This window comes from Photobacterium lipolyticum, assembly GCF_003026475.1.
Taxonomy (GTDB): domain Bacteria; phylum Pseudomonadota; class Gammaproteobacteria; order Enterobacterales; family Vibrionaceae; genus Photobacterium; species Photobacterium lipolyticum.
In genome coordinates this window covers 1-27000 of record NZ_PYMC01000017.1, presented here as the reverse complement: position 1 = coordinate 27000, position 27000 = coordinate 1, and the positions used below count along the sequence as shown (strand labels likewise).

The window sequence follows — 27000 nt, the reverse complement described above, 5'->3', positions numbered from 1 at the left end:
TCTGATTAATCATTCAGCCTGTGCCGATGGTTCCAGGTACTGCTGCCAGATCTGCTTGACAACCTCTCGCTCAGTGCCAAATTGCTGTTCATTCACGTAGGCAGGTAAGCCCAATAAACTGAGGCGATGAATTTCATCTCGCATGCTACAATAGGCCTGCTTTAGCGCGGTGGCCTGAGACAGGCTCAGGATCTCATATTCAGCCATGGTATCGAAAATACGCACATTGTCAGACCAGCGGGTTAACGCAGGCTCTTGGCTGGCATGTTGCAAAACCAGGTACTGAGCAATGAATTCGATATCGGTAATTCCGCCTTTATCTTGCTTCAGACCAAACATGCCCGCTTTTTTGCTCCCCATATGCTCTCGCATTTTGTGACGCATCGCCACCACATCATGCCGCAGCTGCTGCGGCTCCCGGCATTGCATCAGGATCTGCCGGCGAACATCAGCAAACGCCTGCTGCAAAGGCACATCACCATACACCATGCGAGCCCGCACGATGGCCTGATGCTCCCAGGTCCAGGCTTCTTTGTGCTGGTATTCAGTAAACGCTTCCATGGTGCTGACCAGCAGCCCGGATGCACCTGACGGGCGCAGACGAACATCAACCTCATACAGCACCCCAGATGAAGTACGGGTTGAGAACAAATGAACAATTCGTTGTGCCAGCCTCAGATAAAACTGACGGCCGTCAATCTCTTTTTTTCCCGTGGTGTAAACATCAGCCGGACAGTCGTGCAAAAAGACCAAGTCAAGATCAGAGCCGTACCCTAGCTCCCAGCCACCGACCTTACCGTAACCAATCACACCAAAGCCTTTGCCGTCACGTTCTGTCAGGTGGCTAGGTTCACCATACTTTTCAGCCATTTGCAGCCAGGCCTGATTCACCACGGCGGCAATAATCGCTTCGGACAAATAGGTTAGATGGTCGCTGACTTTCATCAAAGGCAGAGCACCGGCAATATCTGCCGCCGCAATCCTCAGCAACTGCGCTTGCTTAAACTGACGGATCGCTTCCATCTGCTGTTCCATGTCTTCTTCGGGGATCCGCGCAAGATACTCACGAAGCTCCTCCCCGTACTGGTTCAACGGCGTTGGATTATAGAGATGCTGCGGATCAAGCAACTCATCAAGCAGAATCGGATATTGTGTCAGCTGGTTGGCGACCATCGGGCTGGCGGCACACAGACGCACTAGCTGGTTTAATGCTGCCGGGTGCTCACTCAGCAATTCGAGATAAGTGGTACGGGTCGCCACACGCACAATCAACTTGATCACTCGCGCTAACACCGATGACGCATCCGGACGCAGCACGATCCGCGCCAGTACCTCCGGCATCAGTCTGGCCAGAACTTCCCGACCGCGAGGCCCTAACGTACGCTTTGCCAGCTCAGCTTTCATTCCCAGCAAAGTACTGGCTTGCCCGGCCTGATCCGGCGCATTCAGCTCCGCCAGAATATTGAGCAGTACTTCTTCATTTTTCGCCATTGCCCACAATTCGTGGTATTGCGTATCAGCAGAGCATTGGCTGTCATCATCTTCAGTACCAATGATGTGATCGAACACCTGGTGTATGGCAACCATATGCTGTTGGGTCGCGGCCTGTAAGCTCTGCCAGTCCTCATAACCCATTGCACACGCTAAGCGCACCTGATCCAGAGGCTTATCCGGTAAGGTTTGAGTTTGTTTGTCATCAATGGCTTGCAGCAAATTTTCCAGCTTACGCAAGAAGCAGTAGCCCTGCTCTAAATCGTTCACTTGCTCGGCGGGTAATAGTGCTAACTGTTTAATTGCAGATAATGTTTCCAGTAACCCCCGGCTGCGCAGACTCGGCTCGCGGCCACCGCGTATTAACTGAAAGGTCTGGGCAATAAATTCAACTTCACGGATCCCGCCGGCCCCCAGCTTAATGTTGTTGTGCAGGCCTCGACGACGAACTTCACTGCTGATCATTGACTTCATCCGGCGTAATGACTGTATGGCACTGAAATCGATATAACGGCGGAAGACAAACGGCCGCAGCATCTGACGGAGTTCCTGATACTGGCTAAAGCTTTCGCGCCCCATCACCCGCGCTTTAATCATCGCATAGCGCTCCCAGTCCCGCCCCTGCTCCTGGTAGTAATCCTCAAGAGCGGCATAACTCATCACCAGCGGTCCGCTGTCGCCAAAGGGCCGCAGACGCATATCAACCCGGTAACAGAAACCATCATAAGTTTGCTGATCGAGCGCTTTGATCAGTCGCTGCCCTAAGCGGGTAAAAAACTGTGAATTGGCGAGGCTGCGTCGCCCGTCCCGGGTCTCACCGTTTTCCGGAAACGTAAAAATCAAATCAATGTCAGATGAAAAGTTCAGTTCGCCACCGCCCAGTTTCCCCATCCCCAGAATGAGCATCGGCTGAGCTTCGCCGTCAGCATTAGTCGGAGTGCCCCACTCCTTACAGCACTGAGTATAGAGCCACTGATACGCTTCCATGATCAATGCTTCAGCCAGCAAAGAGAGGTGGGCCAGACTTTGTGCTAATGTGGCTTTCGCGGTGAAATCCCGCCAGCCTATCCATACCATTTCCTGGCGGCGAAACGCTCGTAACCGCCGCATAAGCCCCGCTTCATCCGTGGCCGAGGCGAGCAGCTGCTGCAACTGCTGACGGTAGTGTTCGCCATGCTCTGCATCATCTACATGCTCAGCCAGCCAAGGTAATAGTTGCCCGTCACGTACCATCGATCCAGAGATGAAGTCACTCAACCCAATGACTTTGTGCAACTCGGCCTGACGCTCTGCCGGCCATTGGGAAAGCAGCTCAGGGTGAGCGTGTTGAAGTTTCTCCAGCGCCTTGGCTGAAGCGGCAGAAAGTAGATCTGGCTGCTTTTGATGTTGTGTCATAGCGGTTCCTTTGATTATTTCCCTGGCGAGCGTGACCCATTAATAACTAAGATAACATACAACAACGCCCACCAGAGGTGGGCGTTGTCTCTTTAATGACAGGATTTGTGAACCGTCAGATATTGCTTAATCAGATCCGAAACGACTGAATTTTGCTTTCCAGTTCATTGGCATGATTTTGCATGGTATCTGATGTTTCAGAAAGCTCTGTAACGACCACGACTGATGCTTCTACCAGCTCGCGGACGTTTGTCAGGTTCAGGTTCATCTCATCGGCCACCGTCGTTTGCTGCTCGGCGGCAGAGGCGATATGGAAATTCATATCATTGATCCGCTGTACCTGCTCAACAATTTTATCGAGCTCACCACCCGCACTGGTCACCAGGTCGACACCTTCCGCTGCTTCCACCACACTCTGCTCCATCAGCGAAACCGCTTGTTGGGCACTGTTTTGCAGCTGGGAGATCATCTCCTGAATTTCAACGGTCGCTTTCTGGGTACGCTGCGCCAGATTGCGCACTTCATCGGCAACGACAGCAAAACCACGGCCGGCATCACCGGCACGCGCCGCTTCAATCGCCGCATTCAGTGCCAGCAAATTCGTTTGTTCGGAAATGCTCTGGATCGTCACAATCACACTGCCAATCTGCTCTACACGCTCTTCAACCTGATTCACCGCACCGGCTGACTGGCTGATATCCTGCGATAACTGATTAATGGTAACAATGGTCCGAGACACAAACTGCTGACCTTGCGCCGCCTGGGCTGAGGTTCCTTCCGTTGTATTGGAGGCATCACGGGCATGTTCCGCAACAGTCTGTACCGTTGACGTCATCTCACTCATTGCAGACGCCAGCTGATCAATCTCATTAAACTCTTCTTGGGCGGACTCTTTCGTTTCCACCATGCTGATAGACATCACTTCCGCCAAAGCCGACAGCTCCGAAGAAGTGTCTCGTTGACTGCACATCACATCCCGTAACTGAATACGTGTTTTCTCCAGCTCTCGAGCTAAATCACCGTATTCATCACGGCAGTCCATTTCAATCGGCTGAGATAAGTCACGAGTTGCCAGAGACTTAATACTCTCAGCCAGATAGTGAGTCTGGCGCAGCATGATGCCAGCACCACCCAGTAGAATCACAATGAAAACTGCAATCATCAAACCCGTCTGCCATGCCACCTGCAGCAGAAAACCACGGTAATAGCTCTCAGCCTCAGAAGCCGATTGCGAGGCGACAACCACCCAATTCCAGCCTTGTAATTCAATCGCATACTCAAAGCGACCTTTATTATTCAGCACAATAGGGCCCGCGCCCGCGTGTTGCATCAGGTAGCGAGGCAAATCCACCCCCTGATCGGTAATATCGGTAAGATCACTGATTGTGCGTGCGTTCGGATGGCCTAAGACCTTGCCGCTGTCACGCTCGACCAGATAAAGGTAGGCCCCTTTCTGCCGGCTTTTCGCCTGTGCATTAATCGCCAGCTCAGCAAGTTGTTTGCCGTTTTCGCCCTGAGCGAGAAAAGTGCCCAGTAATGCGGCATTCGTTTGCGCTAGCTCTTCAGAGCGATCTTGCTGGATCTGCACCACTGACTGGTAAAAGGTATTTGCATCCCACAACTGCTTACCTATAAGCAGCATGGTACTAAAAACCATCAACACAATAAGCTTAGGCACGAGACGAATATTCGTGAGTCCCTGTTCCCATGGTTTAAACACCATCTTTGCCATTTTTAATCTCCGTATTGTAAGCATGCCGGCCGTTAAAATTTATGTCGTTTATAGTGAAACAGAAATTTCAGGGCGCAAAATCAGAAGGTTGAACGAATTATTTTCGAGCTCAAAACAATTAGGCTATTCTATATCCTTGCTGTGAATTACGAAAATTTAATGATGAAAAAGATCGATGCCGTCAAACATGAATTCAATCCGATAAGCCTGGTGGCTTAAGTACTCTCTCTTATGCCGGAGCAATTGCGACCAGCTTCATGTTTATTCCGCAAGCTAAATATATTTACACTCTTTCGCGGTCATCGACATCTTCATTTACCAGCTGTTCTGGTGAGCACACTCATTTCGGATCCAAGCAAGCAGAAAGAGGACGGTGATAGAAACAGAAACGCCCCATAACCGGGGCGTTTTAATGGATGCAGCTTAAATAGCAGGGGCTGGAAACCTTACGGCCAGTATGGGATCAGTTCGACCCCCATCTGGCGAGTCTGATCCATAGCATGGATCAATGACTCTTCTTTACGACTGAGCCATTTCTCAAGCTGTTTACGGTCATCGTCGTCATATTGTTCGACCAGTGTCCGAACCGACTCTAACTGACGTAAATCTTCAATGCCGCGTAACAAGTCTAACCATGGCATTCTGAAGGCAGCTCGTTTGTCTTCATCATACAGCTCGGCAAAACAAGTGCCGCTCATCAGATTGCGTAATAAGCGCGGCTGCTGGTCGAAATAATCAATTCGATTTAATACTCGCTGAGATGGGAAAACGTCAAGTAGCTCATCCCACGAACGCGATAGCACACCATCAGCAAAAGGCTTGATGCTGCCCGCTAATTTGATACGCGCTTTATCGTCAAGGAATGGCTGCCAGCCACGGCTTAAAATCCAACGACTTAAATCGAGTAATAGACCACAATAACGAGCTGACGTCAGCAGCCGCAAGATATCATCCTTCTCGGGTAACGCTGCAAACCGTATTTGCAGCTGCTTCTGGAGTGACTTACGCATGTTAAGCTTTTTCAGCACCTGGCCTTTCTCTGCTAATAAGTGCGTAATGCTGGCCGCTTCTTCCAGCCAATCCAGCTCACCTTCCAGCCAGTGCAGTTCTTGACGCAACAACGCACTCGCCCGGCGAGGGATCAAGCCACCAAATACCACCAGCGCCTGACGAATTAACGCTAACGCCTGGCTGATTTGGTGCAGCGCTTCTTGATCTTGGCACTCAACATAAATCTGTTCATGATAATGCCAGTGGGCTAACGCATGCTCTAAGGTGTTGACGAAAACCGTCTCAATCGACTCTTGGCCGTTAACGGCGACAAAAGGCAACGCTTTCACCTCATCACCGTCATAACCTGCAGCCAGGCGGTAACCACGGGCTGCCTTGCTTAAATTGCCCAGGCGCATGCCGCCTTCCGCACATAACTCGCGTGCCAGCGTAAACAACGCATCGGTTTGACCGGATTTCAGTTCTAATTCAACTTCACAGATAGAGTCAGTTTTACCGTTCGTACTCACCTCCCCCTGATCAAAAGCCACTTCGATCTGGCTACCATCTGGCATGGCGATCAGCCATTGCTGACGTTCAAAGTCAGTAGAAAACAGAGGATTGAGCTGTTGCTGCACGAGAGCAACATTAACGCTCTCAGGCCATGCATCGGCTGGATGCAAGAAGAGATCAGGATCGGTTCCATTGGTTTCAGCGTTATATTCCGGACGTTGGTGCAACCCTGCAACCACCCGTCCTGCTGTCTTCAAGGTCTGAACAAAAACATCATCAAACCGGCGGATCCGCAGGCCGATATCGTGCTGGCGAAGAATTTGGTCTGGCGTATCAAAGTAGGTATTGCCTAAAATTCGACTACTTTGCTGCAAAATTTTCGCTTCAGCAATCACACGTAGAAGTTGATTCGAAAATTCTGGTGAGACGAAAAACTTCAGTTCTATCTCGGTTTCCATAGTTGTCCCTATAAACAGTGGCAAACCAAGGATATTTCCTTATGTGCCCGGGGGCAAGTGAGAAATATCAACAAAACCTTGATCAAAAGTGGTTCCCCTCCCCGAACTTATACGTTAACATGCGCGCCTCAATGACCATCGCTCAAGAATTAGCCATTTAAGGCACTCTCTAGGTTGATCGGCTATGCCAGTAAATACAATTATGGGGCTCTTTGCTAAATCCCCAATCAAACCACTGCAACGTCACGTTACTCGCGTAAATGAATGTTGCGATTTGCTTGTTCCGTTCTTCGAGGCATGTCATGCCGGAGACTGGGATAAAGCATCTAACTTACGTGAACAGATCTCGCAGCTTGAGAAAGATGCGGATGTGTTGAAGCGTGAGATCCGTCTGAAACTTCCTCGCGGTCTTTTCATGCCAGTCGATCGTACTGACATGCTGGGGCTTCTAACTCAACAGGATAAACTAGCTAATCTGTCCAAAGATATCGCAGGTCGTGTCTTAGGTCGTCAGCTACAAATCCCTGTCGCCATGTATCCTGATTTCATCGCATACGTCCAACGTTGTCTTGACGCAGCTGACCAAGCTCGTCGAGTGATCAACGAACTGGACGAACTGCTGGAAACGGGTTTCAAAGGCAGAGAAGTAACGCTCGTTGCTGAAATGATTAATCAGCTTGATGTCATCGAAGATGATACTGACAGCATGCAGATTATTTTGCGTCAACAACTTATGTCCATCGAAGACCAATATAACCCGGTGGATGTAATGTTCCTGTATAAAATTCTCGAGTGGGTTGGCGGTATCGCTGATCAGGCACAGCGTGTCGGCTCGCGACTGGAAATCATGCTATCGCGTTCATAAACGTCGAGAATTTAACAATAACAAGGTTTTACAATGGAAATCCTGGCTAACTACGGCACCATTCTTATTATGGTGGCGGGTATCTTTGGTCTTTTGATGGCGTTTGGTATTGGTGCAAATGATGTTGCCAATGCCATGGGTACATCAGTAGGTTCAAAAGCACTTACCGTTAAACAAGCAATCATCATTGCGATGATCTTCGAATTCGCAGGTGCTTACCTTGCAGGTGGAGAAGTCACTGATACCATCCGTAAAGGTGTTATCGACATGTCATTCTATACTGCCCAACCAGAAGTTCTGGTTTACGGTATGATGTCTGCACTTCTTGCTGCCGGTACATGGCTACTGCTCGCTTCTTATATGGGCTGGCCGGTATCAACAACACACTCCATCATCGGTGCTATCATCGGTTTTGCCTGCGTGTCTGTCGGTACTGAGGCTGTTGACTGGACTTCAGTACAAGGCATTGTTGGTAGCTGGCTTATCACACCGTTGATTTCGGGCTTTTTTGCCTATGTGATATTTAACAGCGCGCAACGTCTAATCTTTGATACTGATAACCCCTTGATAAATGCCAAGCGTTTTGTACCTATTTATATGTTTATCACTGCGATGGTCATTGCGTTGGTGACAATTAAGAAGGGTCTGAAACACGTTGGTTTACATTTATCAAGCGGTGAAGCATGGACTGCATCCATTGCTGTTTCTGCACTGGTGATGATGTTTGGTTATGCTTACATCAGTAAGAAATACACCGATGATGGCAGCTCTGTTGATAGCAACGGCTATGCTGGCGTAGAACGCGTATTCAGCCTGTTAATGGTTGTGACGGCGTGTGCGATGGCATTTGCTCATGGCTCTAACGACGTGGCTAATGCGATTGGTCCACTATCTGCGGTTGTATCGACTGTTCAGAATATGGGGCAAATTACCGCGAAAAGTGCCATTGCATGGTGGATACTGCCATTAGGCGGCATCGGTATCGTTCTCGGTCTGGCAACAATGGGCCATAAAGTAATGGCAACTGTTGGTACTGGTATTACCGAGCTTACACCGAGTCGAGGCTTTGCTGCTCAGTTAGCAACAGCATCAACGGTTGTATTGGCTTCCGGTACCGGTTTGCCAATCTCGACCACACAAACGTTAGTCGGTGGTGTGATCGGCGTTGCTTTTGCCCGTGGTATTGCTGCATTGAACTTAGGTGTGGTACGTAACATCGTCGCATCTTGGGTTGTAACGCTGCCAGCCGGTGCCTTGCTTGCAGTCATTTTCTTCTATCTAATGCAAGCTGTCTTTGGTTAAAAGTGGCTCAGGTTCAAAAGAGGGAGGCTTTGCCTCCCTTTTTCTTGCACCCGAGAGATAATCTTTTTAGTATCTGTGCTCTTAAAGAATACAGGCTCCTCAAGGATAAAATTGTGAAGCATCTAATCAGCATTTTATTATTAGCTTTCGCTGTTCTGGCCGCCCCCGTGAAAGCAGAGCAGGTTCGTTATATTTCAGACGACCTGTTCACCTATATGCACCGGGGCCCAGGTACCCAATTCCGGATTATGGGTAGTGTGGATGCCGGCACCAAAGTCACGCTACTGAAAACCGATAAAGAAGCCGGTTTTAGTCAAATCACGGATGACCGCGGCCGTAGCGGCTGGGTAGATTCAAAGTTCATTTCTCTTCAGGTTGGTCTGAAAGACCGTGTTCCTGCACTGGAAGCGGAGCTTAAAAAAGTCAAAGCAGCACTTGCAGCAGCGACTAAATCAAGCGATGAGCAAAATGCCGGTCTTAAAAATTCACTGAAATTACGTAATACGCAGATCAGTGAACTGGAAGAGCAGAACATTAACCTCAATGATCAGTTAACGTCATCTCAGGCTGAAATTCGCGAGCTACGTGCGAAAATCGATACTCAGAAAGACGACTTGCTGATGAAGTGGTTCACTTATGGCGGCATGGTCGCTGGCGTCGGTTTATTGCTGGGTCTGGTTCTGCCACACCTGATCCCTCGTCGCCGCAAGCGTAATAACGGTTGGGCATAATCTGATTTTGTCGGATTAACGAGACAAAAATGGCAGCCGATGGCTGCCATTTTTTATTCTACGGCTTTTGTGACACGGCGATTCTGACCATTACCACTCAGACAATGCAGGCATCACAATATGATAAGACTCAAAATCAAACACCACCTGACGGGGTTCGATACGGCGTAATACCACCCCCGGCGCCAATTCATCGCCTTCAAATGCTTCCCTGCCATTTACTTTCACCCAGCGGCTATTCGCTGTTGATGAGTAGATATGCGTTTGAAAGTCGAGTTTTGGCATTCGATTCTGCACCGAGGCAGGTAAGTCACCAATGGCGATTGCGGCTGGCGCTTTAACGAGATCAGACGTTACGCTTTCATTCACAATTTCTGCTTGTTCTTGCTCCGGCTCAGCATCTGTCGCGGCAATCGCTGATTTCAGTTGCAACGCTAACTCCGGTGACAGCCCCGAAAGATCAAGCTCGTCAAGATCCCAGTTATTTGAACGGGAATTATTGCTGGCAGTATCTGCGTCCATACGGCTACTGCGCCCATTGCGTCCGCCATCCGTGACCGCTTCATTCTGATAAGAAGCATGACCAGGTGTCACCGCATAAGAGGCATCCCCCAACGCTAACGGTTCGGTAACCAGATTAGGGTAAGGCAGAAATTCAACGCCAGGGATCTTGTCGGCAATAACCGGCACTGCTGCTGTTGCTGCCGGCACGGCATTACGATCTACCGGTGTCACCGTCACGGAAGCTGCTGTTAATGCTGGTGACGGTGATTGCGTTTGCGTTGCAGGCATCAGCTGGGTATAGGCAATCGCGCCGACCACTGGCAAAGCGACAATCAGCGCAGGCAGTAACCCGGTCGGTAAACGCCTAGGCTGGCAAGAGGCTCTGAGCGAACTGACCATCCCCAGATTGGCCGGCAGATAAGCAGCCCCTGAATGGCGGCTTGTTGTCTGATGGTGAGCGGAATGACTTTGCGCCGAGTGACTTTGTTCCGATAGCTCAATTGCATTAAGCAAATTCGACATTAACTTTTCTCCGGTTGCAGCGTAGGGCCCGGCAAGTTCAGTGCGGAATCAAGCACCATCAGGGTCATAGGCCCCGCAATACCATCTGCAGTAAGATCTTGTGAACGCTGGAAGCGACGCAGGTTCGCCAGCACCGATTGATCGAAATAATTCTGATTATTTTGTATATTGCCAAGAAAAACATTGAGCTGCTGATTCAGCCACTCAACCCGTGGGCCACGCTGGCCATAACGAATGCTGGCTTTACTTCCCAGAGGCGGTCGCCATAGCAAGGTATAATCTCCCTGCCAGTGCTGTTCAAACCAGCGATGTTCAACCGCGATCCGCTCTCCGCCAAACAGCAGCTCAACGTTTTTACTGTTCAAGGCGTAGATCACGGCGTAGTAATCCCGCTGCTGGTCGTCGCGTAGCGTCACCATGACAGGACGGTTGATAATATTAAGCTGCTCTAACCGGATCTTACCCTCATGACAGGTTAGCTGGATACGCTGACTGGTTGCGCAATTAGCCTGATTAAGCGCCGTATCATACCCCCAGAGCTGATACAGGGTCTGCATGGCCTGACGCTCATAGCGACTCTGGTTGATAGCTTGCTGTAACTTATCAGCCTGCGTGGCGACGGGGGCCGGTGTGTCTATTGGCTGAAGCTGTGTGATCTCAACTGGTGGCTTGATGTGAGCCGATGGCGCTTGCTGAACAGAAAGCTGCTCACGGCTTTTCAGGGCAAGCGAAGCCGTCTGTTGATAATGCCAATATAACACGCCAGCAGATAATACGGCCCCCAATGCAATCGCGCCCCCCCAACGAACAATACCCGACGTTGCCCCTGCATGTTGACGACCGCCACCGTTCTGGTGAGTCGTCGGCGACTGCCAGCTCAATGTGTCTTCACACGCTTTGGTTACCATAGCCTTAGTAACCTGATGAGTGGCATGCTGACAGGCCAGCTGCATCGATTTATCACACACCAGGTTGATCAGGCGCGGGATCCCATTGGTTGCTTTGGCTATCTGGCGGATCAGTGCCGGCTCAAACACCGGGTGCAAACAGTTAACAGCATGCAGGCGATAACTGACATATTCTCCCACTTCAGCGGTGGTCAGTGGGAGCAGGTGATAACGGGAAGTAATACGCTGCGCCAGCTGACGCAAGCGATCTTGCTGTAGTAACTGTTGTAATTCAGGCTGACCAATCAGCACCACCTTTAACAGCTTACGACTGTCGGTTTCTAAATTAGTCAGCAGACGAAGCTGTTCCAGCACGTCGGGCATCAGATGCTGGGCTTCATCGACCAGCAGCAGGGTTTGCCTCCCCTGACTGTGGTTTGCTAATAAATGCTGGTAAATATTGTCGGTTAATACTTTAAAGCTGGCCTCTTCCGAGTAGCTCAGACCCAGCTCATCACAGATCGCCGCCAGCAAATCATGTGCCGATAAGGTGGGATTAAGGATAACGGCAACTTGCGTTTCCTGAGTTAGTCGAGAAACCAATGCCCGCAGTACGGTCGTTTTTCCCGTTCCGACCTCCCCGGTCAACAATGCGAATCCGCCGCCGTCTGACAGACCGGCCAGCATATGAGTTAATGCTTCCCTGTGCCGCTCGCTGAGATAGAGAAAGCGAGCGCTGGGCACAATTGAAAATGGCGCTTCAGTTATCCCGAAAAAATCCTTGTACATACCTTATACTCTTGTACCTGAACCACACAGATCAAATTACCTGCGATGACTACCATTGTATACCTTGATGCCGTATTGAAGCGACCAATGACGCAAAAGGTAGTCATTCAACAGACTTTATAAGGAGTAAAAATTGCAGACATATCTTGTTGGTGGTGCGGTACGCGACGCACTACTGGGACTCGCGGTCGAAGATAAAGACTGGGTTGTTGTCGGTACCACCCCCGAGCAAATGCTGGCGCAGGGGTATAGCCAGGTTGGCAGTGACTTCCCGGTATTTCTGCACCCCAAAACGAAACAAGAATACGCCCTTGCCCGTACCGAACGAAAATCAGGTCACGGTTACACCGGATTTGTCTGCTACGCGGCACCAGATGTCACCCTGGAGCAGGATCTGCTGCGCCGGGATCTGACCATCAATGCCATTGCTCAGGCTAACGACGGAACACTGGTTGATCCGTATAACGGCCAGCAGGATCTTAACAATAAAATCTTACGCCATGTCTCACCGGCATTCGCTGAGGATCCGCTGCGGGTATTGCGCGTGGCTCGTTTTGCCGCCCGCTTCGCCCATCTCGGCTTTACCGTGGCCGCAGAAACTATCGCCTTAATGCAAGAGATGGTCGTCACCGGTGAGTTAGCCGCTTTAACCCCCGAGCGGGTATGGAAAGAATGGGAAAAATCCCTCTCGAGCCAGCATCCTGAGATTTTTTTGACCGTCCTGCGCCAGTGCGGGGCGCTGGGCATCGTTATGCCTGAAATAGATGCCTTGTTTGGCGTACCGCAACCGGAACAGTGGCATCCGGAAATTGACTCCGGGCTCCACACATTACTGGTGACGCAACAGGCCGCGTTATTAAGCCAAGATAAGGCGATCCGTTTTGCCGCCCAGGTACATGACCTAGGGAAAGCGTTAACCCCCGAAGAAGAGCTGCCAAGCCATAAAATGCATTGCCATACCGGGTTAAAGGCGATAAAGGCGTTATGCCAGCGCTTACGGATCCCCAATGATTATCGGGATGCCGCACTGATGGTATGTGCTCAGCATACTAAAATTCACCTTGCTGATGAGATGCGCCCGGCGACCTTTATCAAAATATTGGATCAGATAGATTGCTGGCGAAAACCCGAACGGGTTAACCAATTAGCCCTGTGCTGCCGGGCAGATGCGCGTGGCAGAACAGGCCATGAACAGGATGAATACCGACAAGCTGATATTTTAGTTGCCGCGTTTACCGCCGCCCAAGGTGTTGCCGTCAAACCGATTGTCGAGGCTGGCTTCAAAGGGAAAGAGATCAAAGAGCAGCTCGCTATTCGTCGTGCAGTTGCTGTTGAGGAAGCGCTGAAACCGCTACGTTCCAAGCAATAGCACCGCACCTATCCCATCAAAACACAAAGCCCGGCAACTTAAGCCGGGCTTTGTTATTTTAAAAAACTGTGTCGCCACAATTCTTCATGGCAATTCAACGCCGCTATGACTGAGTCAGCAAAAACGCAATCAAACCACCGCCCAATAGCAGTCGGTAGATAACAAACGGCATCATACCCAGGCGTGTTACCAGCTTAAGGAACACATGGATACAGGCATAAGCACTGATAAAAGAGACCGCTATGCCGATGTTTAACGCACCAAAATCGACAGGTTCGCCGCTGGTCACCAGCTTCGTGCCAAGATAGCCGCCAGCCAGCAGAATAATCGGGATCGACATCAGGAACGAAAAGCGGGCCGCCGCTTCACGGGTAAACCCTAAATGTAGCGCTGCCGTCATGGTCGCCCCTGAACGCGACGTTCCCGGGATCATTGCCGCGGCTTGTGAGAAGCCGATAAACAGCGAGCGTTTCCAATCCGCCTGATATTCATCATCTTGCTGAGTTGCACGTTTATCTACCCACCATAGCAACAAGCCGAACACGATGGTCGTACAGGCAATAACCCAGGCTGAGCGCAGATACAGCTCAATAATATCTTTCATGAACAAGCCAAAAATACAGGCCGGAATAGTCGCCAGTACAATCATCCAGGCCAATTTAGCTTCTGCGCTGCGATGGCCTTTGAAAATCGACCCAATCCAGGCCGATAGCAAGGACACCACTTCTTTGCGGAAGTACAGGATCACTGCTGCAAGCGTACCCACATGCACGGCGACATCAAATGCTAATCCCTGATCGCTCCATCCTAATACCTCGGAAGGCAAGATCAGGTGGGCCGAGCTTGAAATAGGCAGAAATTCTGTCAGCCCCTGGATCAGGGCCAGCATAAATGCTTCAAAATGACTCATTAATTATCCTCTGTTACTAATTCCACCGGCCACAAGGCTTGGGTATGTTCAAATGCCAGCCATAACTGCCCGATGGTACGACCATCACCCGGGATCGCGAGATCAGGGCAAAGCTCCGCCATCGGCCATAAAACAAAGGCAAATTTATAAAGATCTGAACGTGGAACTGCAGGGGCAGACTCACGTAACTCCTCACCGAACAACAAGATATCCAGGTCTAACGTTCGACTTTGGTTTTTTTGCGCATTCGGCGACCGCCCGTATTGTAACTCTAGCTGTTTAAGGGTCTGCTGCAGCATATCAAGTGCCAGCGACGTCTCTATTTCAACCACGCAATTAAAAAAATTGGGGCCGGAAAAGCCCACAGGTTCCGCTTCAAAGATTCGAGACGCCCGGTAATGTGCACCCAGTTTTCTCAGCTCAGTCATTGCCGCCTGAATATGGTACTCACGCTCAATATTGGATCCCAGGCTGATATACACTCTGGTCACTTGTTGCCTCTCTCGATCTGAACCCCGACACCACGGGCATTAACGACCGCACCGGGTTTTGTGACACGCACTTTCAGCCAAGGGACTGAAAACTGGTCCATAATCAGACTCGCGACTTCTTCCGCCACCCGCTCTATCAGTAAAAAGCGGCCATTCTGAATATGGTCCGTCACGGCAGTACTTACCGCGGCGTAATCCAATGCATAGGCCACATCGTCACTGTTTGCAGCCGGGCGGTTATCGTGCGCCATTTCCAAATCGAGCACGAGTTTCTGTTTTATTTCTTGTTCCCAGTCATACGCCCCGATCGTGGTAATGACTTCAAGATGTTCGATAAATACTAAATCCATGTTCAATCGCTAATTTTGTTAGAGGTCGGATACCTAATGTGAGCAAAAGCGCGTATTATCAGGTCGTAATCGTCAAAAATTATGACATTCATTCGTCAGGTCATCATATTGCATGTCAACCTGGAGTGGCACTATACCACAGGAGTGAATATCTGGGATGGACCCGGGTGATTATCATTATGATAACGCCTGAATGATACGGCAGCGATGTTATCGCTACCCAGCTGGAATTTTGCATGACGCCATTAGTTCTTCTGATCATCATTGCAGCCTACCTGTTAGGCTCCATATCGAGTGCGGTCTTAATCAGCCGGTTCTATCGACTGCCCGATCCTCGCGATACCGGCTCAGGTAATCCTGGGGCAACCAATGTCTTACGCCTGGGCGGCAAAAAAGCCGCCGCCATGGTGCTGATCTGCGATATCTTAAAAGGTATGCTGCCGGTCTGGTTCAGTTACTACCTCAACATCAACCCATTCTTACTTGGCATTATCGGTATTGCCGCTTGTCTCGGCCATATCTATCCAATTTTCTTTCATTTCCGTGGCGGCAAAGGGGTTGCGACCGCTTTAGGGGCACTGGCACCGATTGGCTGGGATCTCAGTGGGATGTTGATTGGAACGTGGTTGCTGGCCGTACTTATTACCGGCTATTCATCGCTTGCTTCACTGATCACCGCATTAGCCGCACCTATGCTGACCTGGATGGTAAAACCGGAATACACCATGCCGGTCTCAATGCTCTCTTGCCTGATTGTACTCCGCCACCATGACAATGTACGTCGTCTGCTGGAAGGTAAAGAGACCAAAATCTGGCAAAAAATAAGCCGCAAAACCAAACCCGGATCGAGTTGATTAGTGCGGCTCTGTCTACTTGCTGCGATGGCTTAGTTGTTCACCGGTTCCAGCTGATCAATCGGCCAGCGCGGGTAGGCTTTCACCGCCAGATCCGTGGTTTCCTGGTTCTTCAGGCGCTGCATGCCAGCATAGGCAATCATTGCCCCATTATCGGTACAGAACTCAGTACGCGGATAAAAAACCTCACCCTGCATCTTCGTCATCAGTGCCTCTAATTCCTGACGTAAGTACTTATTTGCACTCACACCACCAGCAATCACTAAACGTTTCAGGCCGGTTTGTTTTAACGCACGCTTACATTTAATCGCCAGCGTATCAACGACTGCCTCCTGGAAGGCAAAGGCAATATCAGCACGGGTCTGCTCATCGTCCTCATTGGCACGAATGGTGTTTGCCGCAAATGTTTTCAAACCAGAAAAGCTGAAATCCAGCCCCGGACGATCGGTCATCGGTCGCGGAAACTTAAAGCGTCCTTGGGTGCCTTTTTCTGCCAGTTTTGATAACAACGGGCCACCAGGATAGTCCAGCCCCATTAATTTCGCTGTTTTATCAAAGGCTTCACCAGCTGCATCATCAACAGACTCACCCAGGATCTGATAGTCACCAATGCCTTTAACTTCCACCAGCATGGTATGGCCGCCAGAAACCAGCAGTGCCACAAATGGAAATTCAGGTGCATTGTCTTCCAGCATAGGAGCCAGCAAGTGACCCTCCATGTGGTGTACCGCGACAGCGGGTAAATCCCATGCATATGCCAGACTGCGACCGATGGTTGCCCCCACTAACAATGCCCCCACCAGACCAGGCCCAGCGGTATAGGCCACACCATCAAGATCGGCTGGTGTTAGCCCTGCTTTTTTCAACGCTTCTTTGATCAGCGGAATGGTTTTTTTCACATGATCACGCGACGCCAGCTCAGGTACCACACCGCCATAATCAGCGTGCAATTTTACCTGACTGTAAAGCTCATGTGACAGCAGACCTTTTTCATCATCGAAAATTGCAACGCCTGTTTCGTCACAGGAGGTTTCGATGCCCAGTATACGCATAACGACCTCTATACTATTAGAGTGCCAACCTGATTAAATATGTCGCCCTTTCAGAGCACTTAACGCGTCAGATTGGTATTAAGGGGAGTAATTGTGGGCCATGTTACCGCCCTTGACAGAAATTAACCAGTTCATGGTTGCAGAATGCTTTACAAATGCCCCCTAATCAGATTAGAATTTCGCACCATTTTTAATCAGCTGACACTCTTCGACTGTCAGCGTTAAACCGAATCACTCTGAGGTGAGTATTACATGCCAGTAATCAAAGTACGTGAAAACGAACCGTTTGACGTAGCACTACGTCGTTTCAAGCGCTCTTGCGAAAAAGCAGGTGTTCTTTCTGAAGTACGTCGTCGTGAACACTTCGAAAAGCCAACAACTGTACGTAAGCGTGCGAAAGCAGCGGCAGTTAAGCGTCACCTGAAGAAATTGGCTCGCGAAAACGCGCGTCGCGTTCGTCTGTACTAATCGTCAGATAACGGAAGGATCGCGTAATGACTCTGATTGAACGTCTTAAAGACGAACAAAAAGCGGCAATGAAGGCGAGAAATAAACCTCGTCTTGGTGCCATCCGTTTAGTTCTTGCTGCTATTAAACAACGTGAAGTTGACGAAAGAATAACGCTTTCTGATGACGATGTTGTTGCCGTATTAACTAAGATGGTTAAGCAACGTCGTGACTCTGTAGCTCAATATGAAGCTGCAAGTCGTCAGGATCTTGCTGATGTTGAGCTTGCTGAAATTACAGTACTTGAAGAATTTATGCCTCAACCGCTAAGCGACGACGAAGTTGCCGCTCTGCTGGATGACGCTATTGCTTCTACAGGTGCTGCCAGTATGCAAGACATGGGTAAGCTAATGGGCGTGCTAAAACCGCTGATTCAGGGTCGTGCCGACATGGGTAAAGTTAGTCAATTAGTGAAAGCTAAACTAGGCTAAAACTAACCCAGTTCTACAACAAGCCGTGCTATCCATCAGGAATGCGCGGCTTGTTTGTATTTTATCTTCAACATTTTTCAGTCTGTTTTTACACTCTATATCCCATAATTATTTTCAGGTATTACTCATTGTATGGCAGGAAGAATCCCTCGTTCATTTATTGATGATCTCATCACACGACATGACATCGTGGATGTCATTGATGCGCGAGTGAAACTAAAGAAACAAGGCAAAAACTTCGGTGCCTGTTGTCCTTTCCATAATGAGAAAACTCCTTCCTTTTCTGTCAGCCAAGAAAAGCAGTTCTATCACTGTTTTGGCTGTGGTGTGCACGGTAACGTTCTTGACTTCGTCATGGAGTTTGATCGGCTTGAGTTTGTCGAAGCCGTTGAAGAGCTCGCCTCACAACTCGGTCTTGACGTTCCCCGAGAAGACGGCGGCAAACCTTCAGGCCCACGTACTGCAGAAAAAAGAAGCCTGTATGATCAGATGGGTTTAATTTCACAATTTTACCAATCTCAACTGCGTACTCCTGATGGACAAGTCGCGATCGATTACCTGAAAAATCGAGGCCTATCCGGTGAAGTAGTACAAAAATTTGGGATCGGTTATATCCCCGATCAATGGGATATGGTTCGTAGCCGTTTTGGCCGGGATCCTGAATCGCAAAAATCACTTGTCACCACCGGCATGTTGATCGAAAACGATAATGGTCGTCGTTATGACCGTTTCCGTGGCCGAGTGATGTTTCCGATCCATGATCGCCGCGGGCGCGTCATTGGTTTTGGTGGCCGAGTCTTAGGTGATGGAACCCCTAAGTACCTTAACTCACCGGAAACCCCGATATTCCATAAAGGCCGCGAATTGTACGGCTTTTATGAAGTGTTGCAAGCCCACAGGGAACCAGAAAAGCTCCTGGTTGTCGAAGGATATATGGACGTCGTTGCCCTTGCGCAATTTGGGGTTGATTATGCCGTGGCCTCTCTGGGAACGGCCACCACAGGTGATCATATCCAGACTCTGTTTCGCCAGACCAGTACTGTCGTTTGCTGTTACGACGGTGATCGGGCTGGCAGGGAAGCAGCGTGGCGCGCCATGGAGCAGGGACTGCCCTATCTGACCGATGGCCGTCAGTTGAAATTCATGTTCTTACCCGATGGTGAAGACCCGGATTCCTGTATTCGCAGTGAAGGCAAGGAAGCATTCGAGCAACGTATCAACCAGGCAATGCCCCTGACAGAGTTTTTATTTAATACCCTGATGCAACAGGTTGATACCAGCAGCAAAGAAGGTAAAGCCAAACTCAGCACCCTGGCGGTTCCATTGATCGATAAAGTGCCAGGTGGAACGCTGCGACTATACTTACGTGAGCAGCTCGGAAAAAAGTTAGGTTTACCAGATGAAACACAACTTCAACAGCTAATATCAAGGCAAGGTGTTGAAACTAAAAAAGTTGGTCAACCCGAAATCAAGCGAACACCAATGCGTGAGGTTATCGCATTGCTGATCCAGAGGCCGCATTTTGTCAACAGCCTCGAATTTGACATGGCTGCATTTGAAGGAATTAACGTGGCTGGGTTAAATTTATTGCTATCAATAGTTGATAAATGCCGAGCGAACCCCAATATCACCACAGGCCAGTTACTAGAGCACTGGCGTGGCAATAAGCAAGAATCCATGATGGCCCGTTTGGCTGCATGGGAACTACCTCTGTCAAAAGACGAGGATAACACTCTAGATGTATTTTTAGACGCAATGGACAAAGTAATTGGCCAGTGCGTTAAACAACAAATCGAAAAATTGCAGGCGAAATCAAATACCGTCGGCTTATCAGTCGAAGAAAAGCAGGAGTTACAGTTACTATTACTGAACCGTCCTGGCTAGTATGTAGTCAACAATTAAGAAATTTGTTATAGTTAATGGTTTGCATTTCTGCACACTAAATTCTCACTCAGACCCGAAGTTGGATATCGTCTATGGAGCAAAATCCGCAGTCTCAGCTAAAGTTACTTGTCGCGAAAGGCAAAGAGCAAGGCTATCTGACCTACGCCGAAGTAAATGATCACCTACCGGAAGACATTGTTGATTCCGATCAGGTTGAAGACATTATCCAGATGATCAATGACATGGGTATTAAGGTAGTGGAAACCGCTCCTGATGCCGATGAATTGATGATGACTGAAGATAATGCAGATGAAGACGCCATCGAAGCGGCGGCCCAAGCGTTATCTAGCGTAGAAAGCGAGATCGGTCGTACCACTGACCCGGTTCGTATGTACATGCGTGAAATGGGTACGGTTGAACTACTTACCCGTGAAGGCGAGATTGATATCGCAAAGCGCATTGAAGATGGTATCAACCAGGTTCAGTGTTCAGTAGCTGAGTATCCTTCTGCAATCGCTCACCTGTTAGAGCAGTTTGATAAAGTTGAAGCCGACGAGCTTCGTCTGACTGATATCATCTCTGGCTTTATTGACCCGAACGAAGAACAAACCGCATCACCGACGGCGACTCACATCGGTTCAGAGCTAAGCGAAAGCGAACTTGAAGATGAAGATAAAGATCTTGAAGAAAGCGATGACGAAGAAGAAGAAGAAGAAGATACAGGTATTGATCCAGAGTTAGCTCGCGAGAAATTCCTCGAGCTACGCAACTCTTATGAAAAAATGGCGACAGCAATTACGACTCACGGCCGCCACAATGCGAAGACCGAAGTAGCCGTTGCAGAGCTGTCTGAAATTTTCAAGCAGTTCCGCCTGATCCCAAAACAGTTTGACAAGCTTGTTCGCTCACTACGCGACTCCATGGATAAAGTACGCACCAATGAGCGTCTTATCATGCGTATGTGTGTCGACAACAGCAAGATGCCAAAGAAAACCTTTGTTAAATTCTTTGCTGGCAACGAATCCTCAAGTGAATGGATTGATGAAGCACTGAATTCTGGCAAGCCGTATGCCGAGCGTTTGAAGAACTACGAAGAAGATCTTCGTCGCGCATCATACAAGCTGAGAATGCTGGAACAAGAGACTGGCCTGTCAATCGAACGTATTAAAGATATCAGCCGTCGTATGTCTATCGGTGAAGCGAAAGCCCGCCGAGCGAAGAAAGAGATGGTTGAAGCGAACTTACGTCTGGTTATCTCGATTGCTAAAAAATACACCAACCGTGGTCTGCAATTCTTGGATCTGATCCAGGAAGGCAACATCGGTCTGATGAAAGCGGTAGACAAGTTCGAATACCGTCGTGGTTATAAGTTCTCAACTTATGCTACATGGTGGATCCGTCAGGCAATCACTCGTTCGATTGCTGACCAAGCGCGTACTATCCGTATTCCAGTACACATGATTGAAACGATCAACAAACTGAATCGTATCTCTCGCCAAATGCTACAGGAAATGGGTCGTGAACCTTTACCGGAAGAACTGGCTGAGCGCATGCAAATGCCTGAAGACAAGATCCGTAAAGTGCTTAAGATTGCCAAAGAGCCTATCTCAATGGAGACACCTATTGGTGATGATGAAGATTCACACCTAGGTGATTTCATTGAAGATAACACGCTACAGCTTCCAATGGATGCCGCGACAGCAACGAACTTGCGCGGAGCAACCAACGATGTTCTAGCTGGCTTAACGCCACGAGAAGCTAAAGTCCTTCGTATGCGTTTCGGTATCGATATGAACACTGACCACACCCTAGAGGAAGTGGGTAAGCAGTTCGACGTAACGCGTGAGCGTATTCGTCAGATCGAAGCAAAAGCATTGCGTAAATTGCGTCACCCAAGCCGCTCAGACGTGCTGCGCAGTTTCCTTGACGAGTAATCGTTGAAGTTTGCAATAAAAAAAGCGAGCCTCCGGGTTCGCTTTTTTATTTCCGCTCCAACCTTCTGCATGGCTCTCATCATTTCTCCAGCCCGGTAATCGTAATCTCTCCTTACCTAATGATTACAAGGCAATAATTTTTTAACTGCCTAAAAAGCAAACAAAACATCGCCTTTAATCGCTAGACAAGCGTCAGGTCATCCCATATAATTTCTCGCACACTGGCCCCTTAGCTCAGTGGTTAGAGCAGGCGACTCATAATCGCTTGGTCGTCTGTTCAAGTCAGACAGGGGCCACCACTTCTTCTTATGATTCATGGACTTTTCCAGTCCGACACCATTCTTACTTCTTGTTCATATCCTGTCTTCAGGCTAGGTCAACTAAGCTCCTTTTCATCTGCTCCACTGAAATTCATCAGTAAGTTTCCACGAAGCTACATTTCTAACAGCAATCCAATACTGCATATCACATGCAATACTCTTCCGTGTATCTACACATCTAACCAAGTCCATACAACACTTAGCCCATTCATAACCGGCAGAAAATCAGTGAGCGGTTACTAACAAAAATATAACCAACATTCCGTTCCTTAGGTTCAAGTTATTAATATATAGATAATTTAGTAACCTAACTAACACTAGGCATCGTGCTAGTGATACCAGTGCTGAAGAACATACTGATCTGATACGGATGTGATTAGACAAAGACCAATTACCAAAGACAGGTAATTGGTCAGTTCTATCGTAAACAAAATTTCCCCTGTCTTAGTTTCAGCCCCTCCCACAGCCAGATTCAGCAGATAGATCACAGACTGATGTTCATACTCAGATCAACAAAACTCTAACGACAGCCTGTTTCAGAGCTAATCAGATAGGGTTCTGGTGGTAGTTGTAGGTGAGTTGAATCACTGGGCTGAATCCATCTCAGACAGACAACCCACTCTACCGTCGCCGCCGTCGGGAAAATCCACATAATCAGCCTAAAATCGCAGCCAAAGACCGGCAGAGGACAGGCACGACGACAACGACAAGGAAATCACGAAAAGAAAAAATCAGGGAAGTCAGGTAGCACAAGGGCTAGAGAGGAGTTACTGGGCCAGTCTGGTGTGACCGACCCAGCGACTTAGGATTTTAAGTGGGGGTGCGTGGGTGGTTATTTGGATGTACGTTGTTCTTCCTTAATCGAACAACGAACTATGGGCCCCCTCTTTAACAGCCATCGTAGAGTTTATTCACCCTCAAATCACCATAATCGATAACGTCAGAGCCATCTTGCATTTCGATTGAGCGAGTAAGTTGAATAAAACAACCCATGGCTTTAAGTTCTGTCCCTGTCATTTCTTTATCACCCAAATATATGAACGTACTTGGCACATCGCTAAATTCATAATCGGTCATCATAAAGCCATCAACATTCATTGCAGCTTTTATGTGTTTAGGCTTAATACTCATCTGGCCGTCAAGCACATACAAATCAGTGTTCGGGATGTTTGTTTCAACTTTAGCTGATTCAATTCCCACGACAGTTGCCTTGCCTACAACAATTGAATTAGCTGCTTTAACAGCACCAATGAAACCCTCAAGGGATGCTATGCGTGCATCCCTATGCATGTTTAGAAATCTTGGTGCAGCTGTGACCGCAAGGATTCCCAATATCACTATAACCACAACCAGTTCAATTAGTGTAAAGCCCTTGCTCTTCATTATTTTTTAAACTCCAATATCCTCGTAGGTGTACAATAGATAGTTTGAACTTATATTGTTATCACTCAGCAATTTTACAACATCGTTCGAATGGCGCATATGAATATATTTGCGCAGCAAAATTTTCTTTAACGCTATGCTCACTTGGAAAATTTTCTTGACAGTCTGCGTAAATAATCGTCGTTACTTTGTGTTGCATCTGAGAACTAACAATACAGAATTGCTGCTTTTTCGTTGAGCTAGACTCACTATCGTAATTTTTCCTGACATTTTACCAAGAATATTCAACGGACATCTTTTCTTCTCGCTGTACGGTTTTATAAAAAGCGTATGCGGGTTGAGAAACCTTGCGAGATCTTAAAAGTCCACAGTATAGTTTGACCTGCGCCAAAGCCGGACTCAAGACCCTAAGTACCGGCCAGGATATCCATTTTTATTGGCCAACTCGCTTTCATCGTCTATTGGTGGTTCGATATTGCCGCAGAGCATGCCGGATGGCACTGCCATTTCTAGGCAACACCTTTATAAATCAACATGTTTTATCCTTTGTCAAACTCGGCAAAGAAGTCTTTCGCAGGCTTTAGTATCAAATACCCGATTCAACATTATGCTGGGCACAACAGGCACTGATTAGGATGGCAAGGAGGAATCATCATGAGTAGATTCTATGGGGTACCTTAAGAGCTTTTGGACAAAAGCATGTTAGTGCTTTTGATCTAATTTGTAATGTTCGGATTAGATAAAGTTCATCAAAAATCTGTTGGTTAATCATCGCGAAGGCCAACTCAGTCATGACATAACAACGACACCTGACCTTGTCCACAGCAATGTGCGTGGCCCCGACGGTTACCACTAGGAGATAAAGATGAACCCCTTCGCCTGAGTCATAACGCCACCGCACTGGAGCAGCAACAAGAGCAACTCTCTACGTATTCTGAGTTGACGTTCGAGGAGCGCTTAGGCCTGCTGCTCGAAAGTGAGTGACTCAACCGAAGCCAGACCAAAATCCAACGCCTGAACCGTCAGGCAAAGTTAAGGCTGGATACCCAGCCAAGCCGAATACTGTACAAAGAAGGCCGAGGGCTCAAACGCCACCAGGTCAGTGAACTACTGACCGGTGGCTACCTTCATAAACACCAGAACATCTTGGTTACAGGCCCAACAGGTGCAAGCAAGACCTATAGCGCTTGCACCCTGGCAACTCAGGTTTGCGAGCAGCAACATACGGCCCGCTACTATCGACTGAGCCGTTTACTGGATGACCTGAGTACAGGTCGTCTGGATGGCACATACCAAAAACAGCTACAGGCCCTGGCTAGAAAGCAGTTACTGGTTATTGATGACTGGGGATGGGAAAGCTGTCTCAAGATCATGCGGGCACTTACTGGAAGTGCTAGAGGATCGATACCAGGTAAGTAGCACTATCGTTGTCAGCCTGCTCCCCGTACGGAATGGTACAACATGATAGGCAATGCCACCGTCGCAGATGCGTTGCTAGATCGTCTCATCCACAACAGCCACCGAATCGAATTGGGAGGAGAATCCATGCGGAGACTGGTGCAATCCGATCACTTAGAGTAAAAATAAGGATAGAGAAAAAGAGGATAAAAAGGTGATCGGATTAAAACGGAATCCTAGATCATAATCGCCGGAATACGCAGCAATTTCGTGTTTATCCAATTAAGCGTCTGCTACCAGCAAATAAACCACAAATTATAAAACACCAACATATTATCGACAAAAGAAACAATAACACATTGCACTAGGCACAGTCAGTCGCCAAATTTACATTTTTCTCCCACCTCTGTATCAACGTTAAATATATTTCATTGCACTGAATGTGATAGATATAACTTTACCGCCTCTACCAAGTGTGACCGCCGTTTAATAATAAACATTTTTATCTGAAATGAATTTTAATATTGGGAATACTCATCATGTCTTATAACATATCTAATATCAGAATAAGGAAAAAAACAATGAGAAACGGCTTGTTAATTCTCGCTACCTTGGGGGGATTGTATGGGTGTGGTTCGGGTGATAATGGATCGGTTGATGGGAGTTCCAAAAGTGGGGATTGTGCTGCTGATACTAAGGTAGTACAAGTGACAGACAGTTCCGTTAACCGCAACAGTTACCACTTTTTCCAGAACACATGTAATGACCTTATATACACCGGCAGTATTGGTTCAGGAGAAATTTGGGGCTATGGAACAGACCTTCCGGATACAGGATTCTGGACGCACAACATTCAAAGATATCAATTAGCGCGCACTAGTGATAGCTTTGACCTGTTTGCGAGCCTACCCCGCTTGCCAGACAATGATGAAAAATTACAAGGTGCGATAGTATGTAGTCTCGAAACCTCCGTAGATGGTATCTACAATAATACAACCATTACTATTAACAATAGTAGTATTAACGAATTTTGTTATCAGAAAGGTGTTGAAAGTCCTATTATCGCAAAATATGATGTCGGTTATGAAACATTGACAGAATCCCAAATAAATCAGTTTACCGATATTGTCCAGAAAGGTAACCCAACACAAAGTAATTTCACTCAAGCTATGAGTAGTGACAAGTTAATATTATGTAAAGTATCCAGCGATGAGGAAATAGCAATAACGCAGTGTGCTAATTAATGTATTAGGTTGTATTCGCTACTATTCATCATACTCACAGACTACAGATGCTCTTTACTCTGCTCACTCGAGTAAACATATATTAACGTGCACCTTGACTCAATAGTTTTTACATCGCCACCCCTTTACATAAACTAAAGGCTATTTGCTAAATAGCTCTACTTTCCGCAGGTGACTCAAAGACTGAACGGTAGCAGTAATCAAATCGGAGTGCGGGTTGTAAAAGACCAGTGCTTCAGATTTGTTAGTCCCGCCATGTCGTTTTATCTCTACAATTCCCATATGACTGTGCCACCGAGGATTAACGATTCATTAATCATTAATAGAGACAGACACCCTATGAAAAGCACAAACCTGTTACTTTCACCACTCCGTCTGGTCGATCTCAATACACTTAACCCAAGATGAAAGAACTACCTAGTCTCGCTACCTTAACCTTCATCATCATTTTCAGATAAAGGGATTACCGATGACCAAAGCGCGTTCTTCTCTCATTAGTGTTGACGCTACGCCTTATTATCATTGTGTTTCTCGTTGTGTTCGCCGCTCATTCCTCTGTGGTTATGATGTAGTGATGAGATGGTCTCCTCCCTCTCCCAAACGGCGTCATAATGCGCCAAGATAGTGTTGTTTCTACTATCTGAAATCGAGAAGGATAAGACCATGGTTAAGCATAAGATAATTGGTATTGATC

General features: G+C 48.1%; 20 protein-coding genes, 1 tRNA gene and 3 pseudogenes. 14 read left to right on the top strand and 10 right to left on the bottom strand.

From position 1 onward, the window contains the following. Positions 1-9: 9 nt before the first annotated feature. The 3 genes from glnE to C9I89_RS18450 form a co-directional block, all read right to left on the bottom strand. On the bottom strand, positions 10-2886 hold the full coding sequence (gene glnE, locus C9I89_RS18460; protein WP_107284791.1) for a bifunctional [glutamate--ammonia ligase]-adenylyl-L-tyrosine phosphorylase/[glutamate--ammonia-ligase] adenylyltransferase: 2877 nt from the start codon (positions 2884-2886) through the stop codon (positions 10-12). A gap of 130 nt (positions 2887-3016) precedes the next feature. Continuing rightward, positions 3017-4618 carry a methyl-accepting chemotaxis protein gene (locus C9I89_RS18455; RefSeq protein WP_107284790.1) on the bottom strand — a complete coding sequence of 534 codons (1602 nt, stop codon included), beginning with the start codon at positions 4616-4618 and terminating at the stop codon, positions 3017-3019. Between the two features lie 446 nt (positions 4619-5064). Continuing rightward, positions 5065-6579, bottom strand: a complete 1515-nt coding sequence (locus C9I89_RS18450) for a CYTH and CHAD domain-containing protein (protein ID WP_107284789.1) — start codon at positions 6577-6579, stop codon at positions 5065-5067. Between the two features lie 184 nt (positions 6580-6763). Here C9I89_RS18450 and C9I89_RS18445 point away from each other — a divergent pair, with 184 nt between their 5' ends. The 3 genes from C9I89_RS18445 (at position 6764) to C9I89_RS18435 (ending at position 9477) form a co-directional block, all read left to right on the top strand. Beyond that, complete coding sequence (locus tag C9I89_RS18445; protein ID WP_107284788.1) at positions 6764-7444, top strand: TIGR00153 family protein; 681 nt, start codon at positions 6764-6766, stop codon at positions 7442-7444. A gap of 33 nt (positions 7445-7477) precedes the next feature. Further along, complete coding sequence (locus C9I89_RS18440; protein WP_107284787.1) at positions 7478-8746, top strand: inorganic phosphate transporter; 1269 nt, start codon at positions 7478-7480, stop codon at positions 8744-8746. A 113-nt stretch (positions 8747-8859) separates the two neighbouring features. Beyond that, a complete protein-coding gene (locus C9I89_RS18435; RefSeq protein WP_107284786.1) occupies positions 8860-9477 on the top strand; it encodes a TIGR04211 family SH3 domain-containing protein in 618 nt (205 codons plus the stop codon). 90 nt (positions 9478-9567) lie between these two features. Here C9I89_RS18435 and C9I89_RS18430 read toward each other — a convergent pair whose 3' ends face one another. Continuing rightward, complete coding sequence (locus C9I89_RS18430; RefSeq protein WP_107284785.1) at positions 9568-10503, bottom strand: general secretion pathway protein GspB; 936 nt, start codon at positions 10501-10503, stop codon at positions 9568-9570. After that, positions 10503-12179 (bottom strand): ExeA family protein, encoded by a 1677-nt coding sequence (locus C9I89_RS18425; RefSeq protein ID WP_107284784.1) that lies wholly within the window; start codon positions 12177-12179, stop codon positions 10503-10505. Before C9I89_RS18425 ends, C9I89_RS18430 begins: the two co-directional genes overlap by 1 nt. Before the next feature lie 133 nt (positions 12180-12312). On the opposite strand from C9I89_RS18425, the gene C9I89_RS18420 reads away from it, so the two are divergent. Further along, complete coding sequence (locus C9I89_RS18420) at positions 12313-13548, top strand: multifunctional CCA addition/repair protein (RefSeq protein ID WP_107284783.1); 1236 nt, start codon at positions 12313-12315, stop codon at positions 13546-13548. Positions 13549-13651: 103 nt separating this feature from the next. Here C9I89_RS18420 and C9I89_RS18415 read toward each other — a convergent pair whose 3' ends face one another. From C9I89_RS18415 to folB, 3 genes are read right to left on the bottom strand one after another with little or no spacing between them, the layout of a single operon-like run. After that, positions 13652-14458: an undecaprenyl-diphosphate phosphatase gene (locus C9I89_RS18415; RefSeq protein ID WP_107284782.1), complete on the bottom strand. Its 807-nt coding sequence runs from the start codon at positions 14456-14458 to the stop codon at positions 13652-13654. Beyond that, positions 14458-14949 (bottom strand): 2-amino-4-hydroxy-6-hydroxymethyldihydropteridine diphosphokinase, encoded by a 492-nt coding sequence (folK, locus tag C9I89_RS18410; RefSeq protein ID WP_107284781.1) that lies wholly within the window; start codon positions 14947-14949, stop codon positions 14458-14460. Before folK ends, C9I89_RS18415 begins: the two co-directional genes overlap by 1 nt. Continuing rightward, positions 14946-15299 carry a dihydroneopterin aldolase gene (folB, locus tag C9I89_RS18405; protein WP_107284780.1) on the bottom strand — a complete coding sequence of 118 codons (354 nt, stop codon included), beginning with the start codon at positions 15297-15299 and terminating at the stop codon, positions 14946-14948. Before folB ends, folK begins: the two co-directional genes overlap by 4 nt. A 236-nt stretch (positions 15300-15535) precedes the next feature. On the opposite strand from folB, the gene plsY reads away from it, so the two are divergent. After that, positions 15536-16153 carry a glycerol-3-phosphate 1-O-acyltransferase PlsY gene (gene plsY / locus C9I89_RS18400; protein WP_107284779.1) on the top strand — a complete coding sequence of 206 codons (618 nt, stop codon included), beginning with the start codon at positions 15536-15538 and terminating at the stop codon, positions 16151-16153. A 32-nt stretch (positions 16154-16185) separates the two neighbouring features. Here plsY and tsaD read toward each other — a convergent pair whose 3' ends face one another. Continuing rightward, entirely contained in the window at positions 16186-17205 is a 1020-nt protein-coding gene (gene tsaD / locus C9I89_RS18395) for a tRNA (adenosine(37)-N6)-threonylcarbamoyltransferase complex transferase subunit TsaD (RefSeq protein ID WP_107284778.1), read from the bottom strand. Positions 17206-17457: 252 nt separating this feature from the next. Between tsaD and rpsU the strand changes: the two genes are divergently transcribed. The 5 genes from rpsU (at position 17458) to C9I89_RS18370 (ending at position 22260) form a co-directional block, all read left to right on the top strand. Beyond that, a complete protein-coding gene (rpsU, locus tag C9I89_RS18390; protein WP_062691783.1) occupies positions 17458-17673 on the top strand; it encodes a 30S ribosomal protein S21 in 216 nt (71 codons plus the stop codon). 26 nt (positions 17674-17699) lie between these two features. Then, positions 17700-18143 (top strand): GatB/YqeY domain-containing protein, encoded by a 444-nt coding sequence (locus C9I89_RS18385; RefSeq protein ID WP_107284777.1) that lies wholly within the window; start codon positions 17700-17702, stop codon positions 18141-18143. Between the two features lie 132 nt (positions 18144-18275). Beyond that, positions 18276-20027, top strand: a complete 1752-nt coding sequence (dnaG, locus tag C9I89_RS18380; protein WP_107284776.1) for a DNA primase — start codon at positions 18276-18278, stop codon at positions 20025-20027. A 92-nt stretch (positions 20028-20119) separates the two neighbouring features. After that, positions 20120-21961 (top strand): RNA polymerase sigma factor RpoD, encoded by a 1842-nt coding sequence (gene rpoD / locus C9I89_RS18375; protein ID WP_107284775.1) that lies wholly within the window; start codon positions 20120-20122, stop codon positions 21959-21961. A 223-nt stretch (positions 21962-22184) separates the two neighbouring features. Beyond that, a tRNA-Ile gene (locus C9I89_RS18370) sits at positions 22185-22260 on the top strand. A gap of 909 nt (positions 22261-23169) precedes the next feature. Here C9I89_RS18370 and C9I89_RS22990 read toward each other — a convergent pair. Beyond that, entirely contained in the window at positions 23170-23664 is a 495-nt protein-coding gene (locus tag C9I89_RS22990; protein ID WP_107284774.1) for a type II secretion system protein, read from the bottom strand. Positions 23665-23951: 287 nt separating this feature from the next. On the opposite strand from C9I89_RS22990, the pseudogene C9I89_RS22870 reads away from it, so the two are divergent. From C9I89_RS22870 to C9I89_RS22865, 4 genes and pseudogenes are all read left to right on the top strand, one after another. Then, a pseudogene (locus tag C9I89_RS22870) lies at positions 23952-24326 on the top strand (IS4 family transposase); the annotation flags it as partial. Positions 24327-24663: 337 nt separating this feature from the next. Beyond that, positions 24664-25245, top strand: a pseudogene (locus tag C9I89_RS18355) (ATP-binding protein); the annotation flags it as partial. Between the two features lie 356 nt (positions 25246-25601). Beyond that, a complete protein-coding gene (locus tag C9I89_RS18350) occupies positions 25602-26306 on the top strand; it encodes a hypothetical protein (RefSeq protein ID WP_245905522.1) in 705 nt (234 codons plus the stop codon). Between the two features lie 469 nt (positions 26307-26775). After that, positions 26776-26874 (top strand): annotated as a pseudogene (locus C9I89_RS22865) (alpha-amylase family glycosyl hydrolase); the annotation flags it as partial. Positions 26875-27000: the final 126 nt, after the last annotated feature.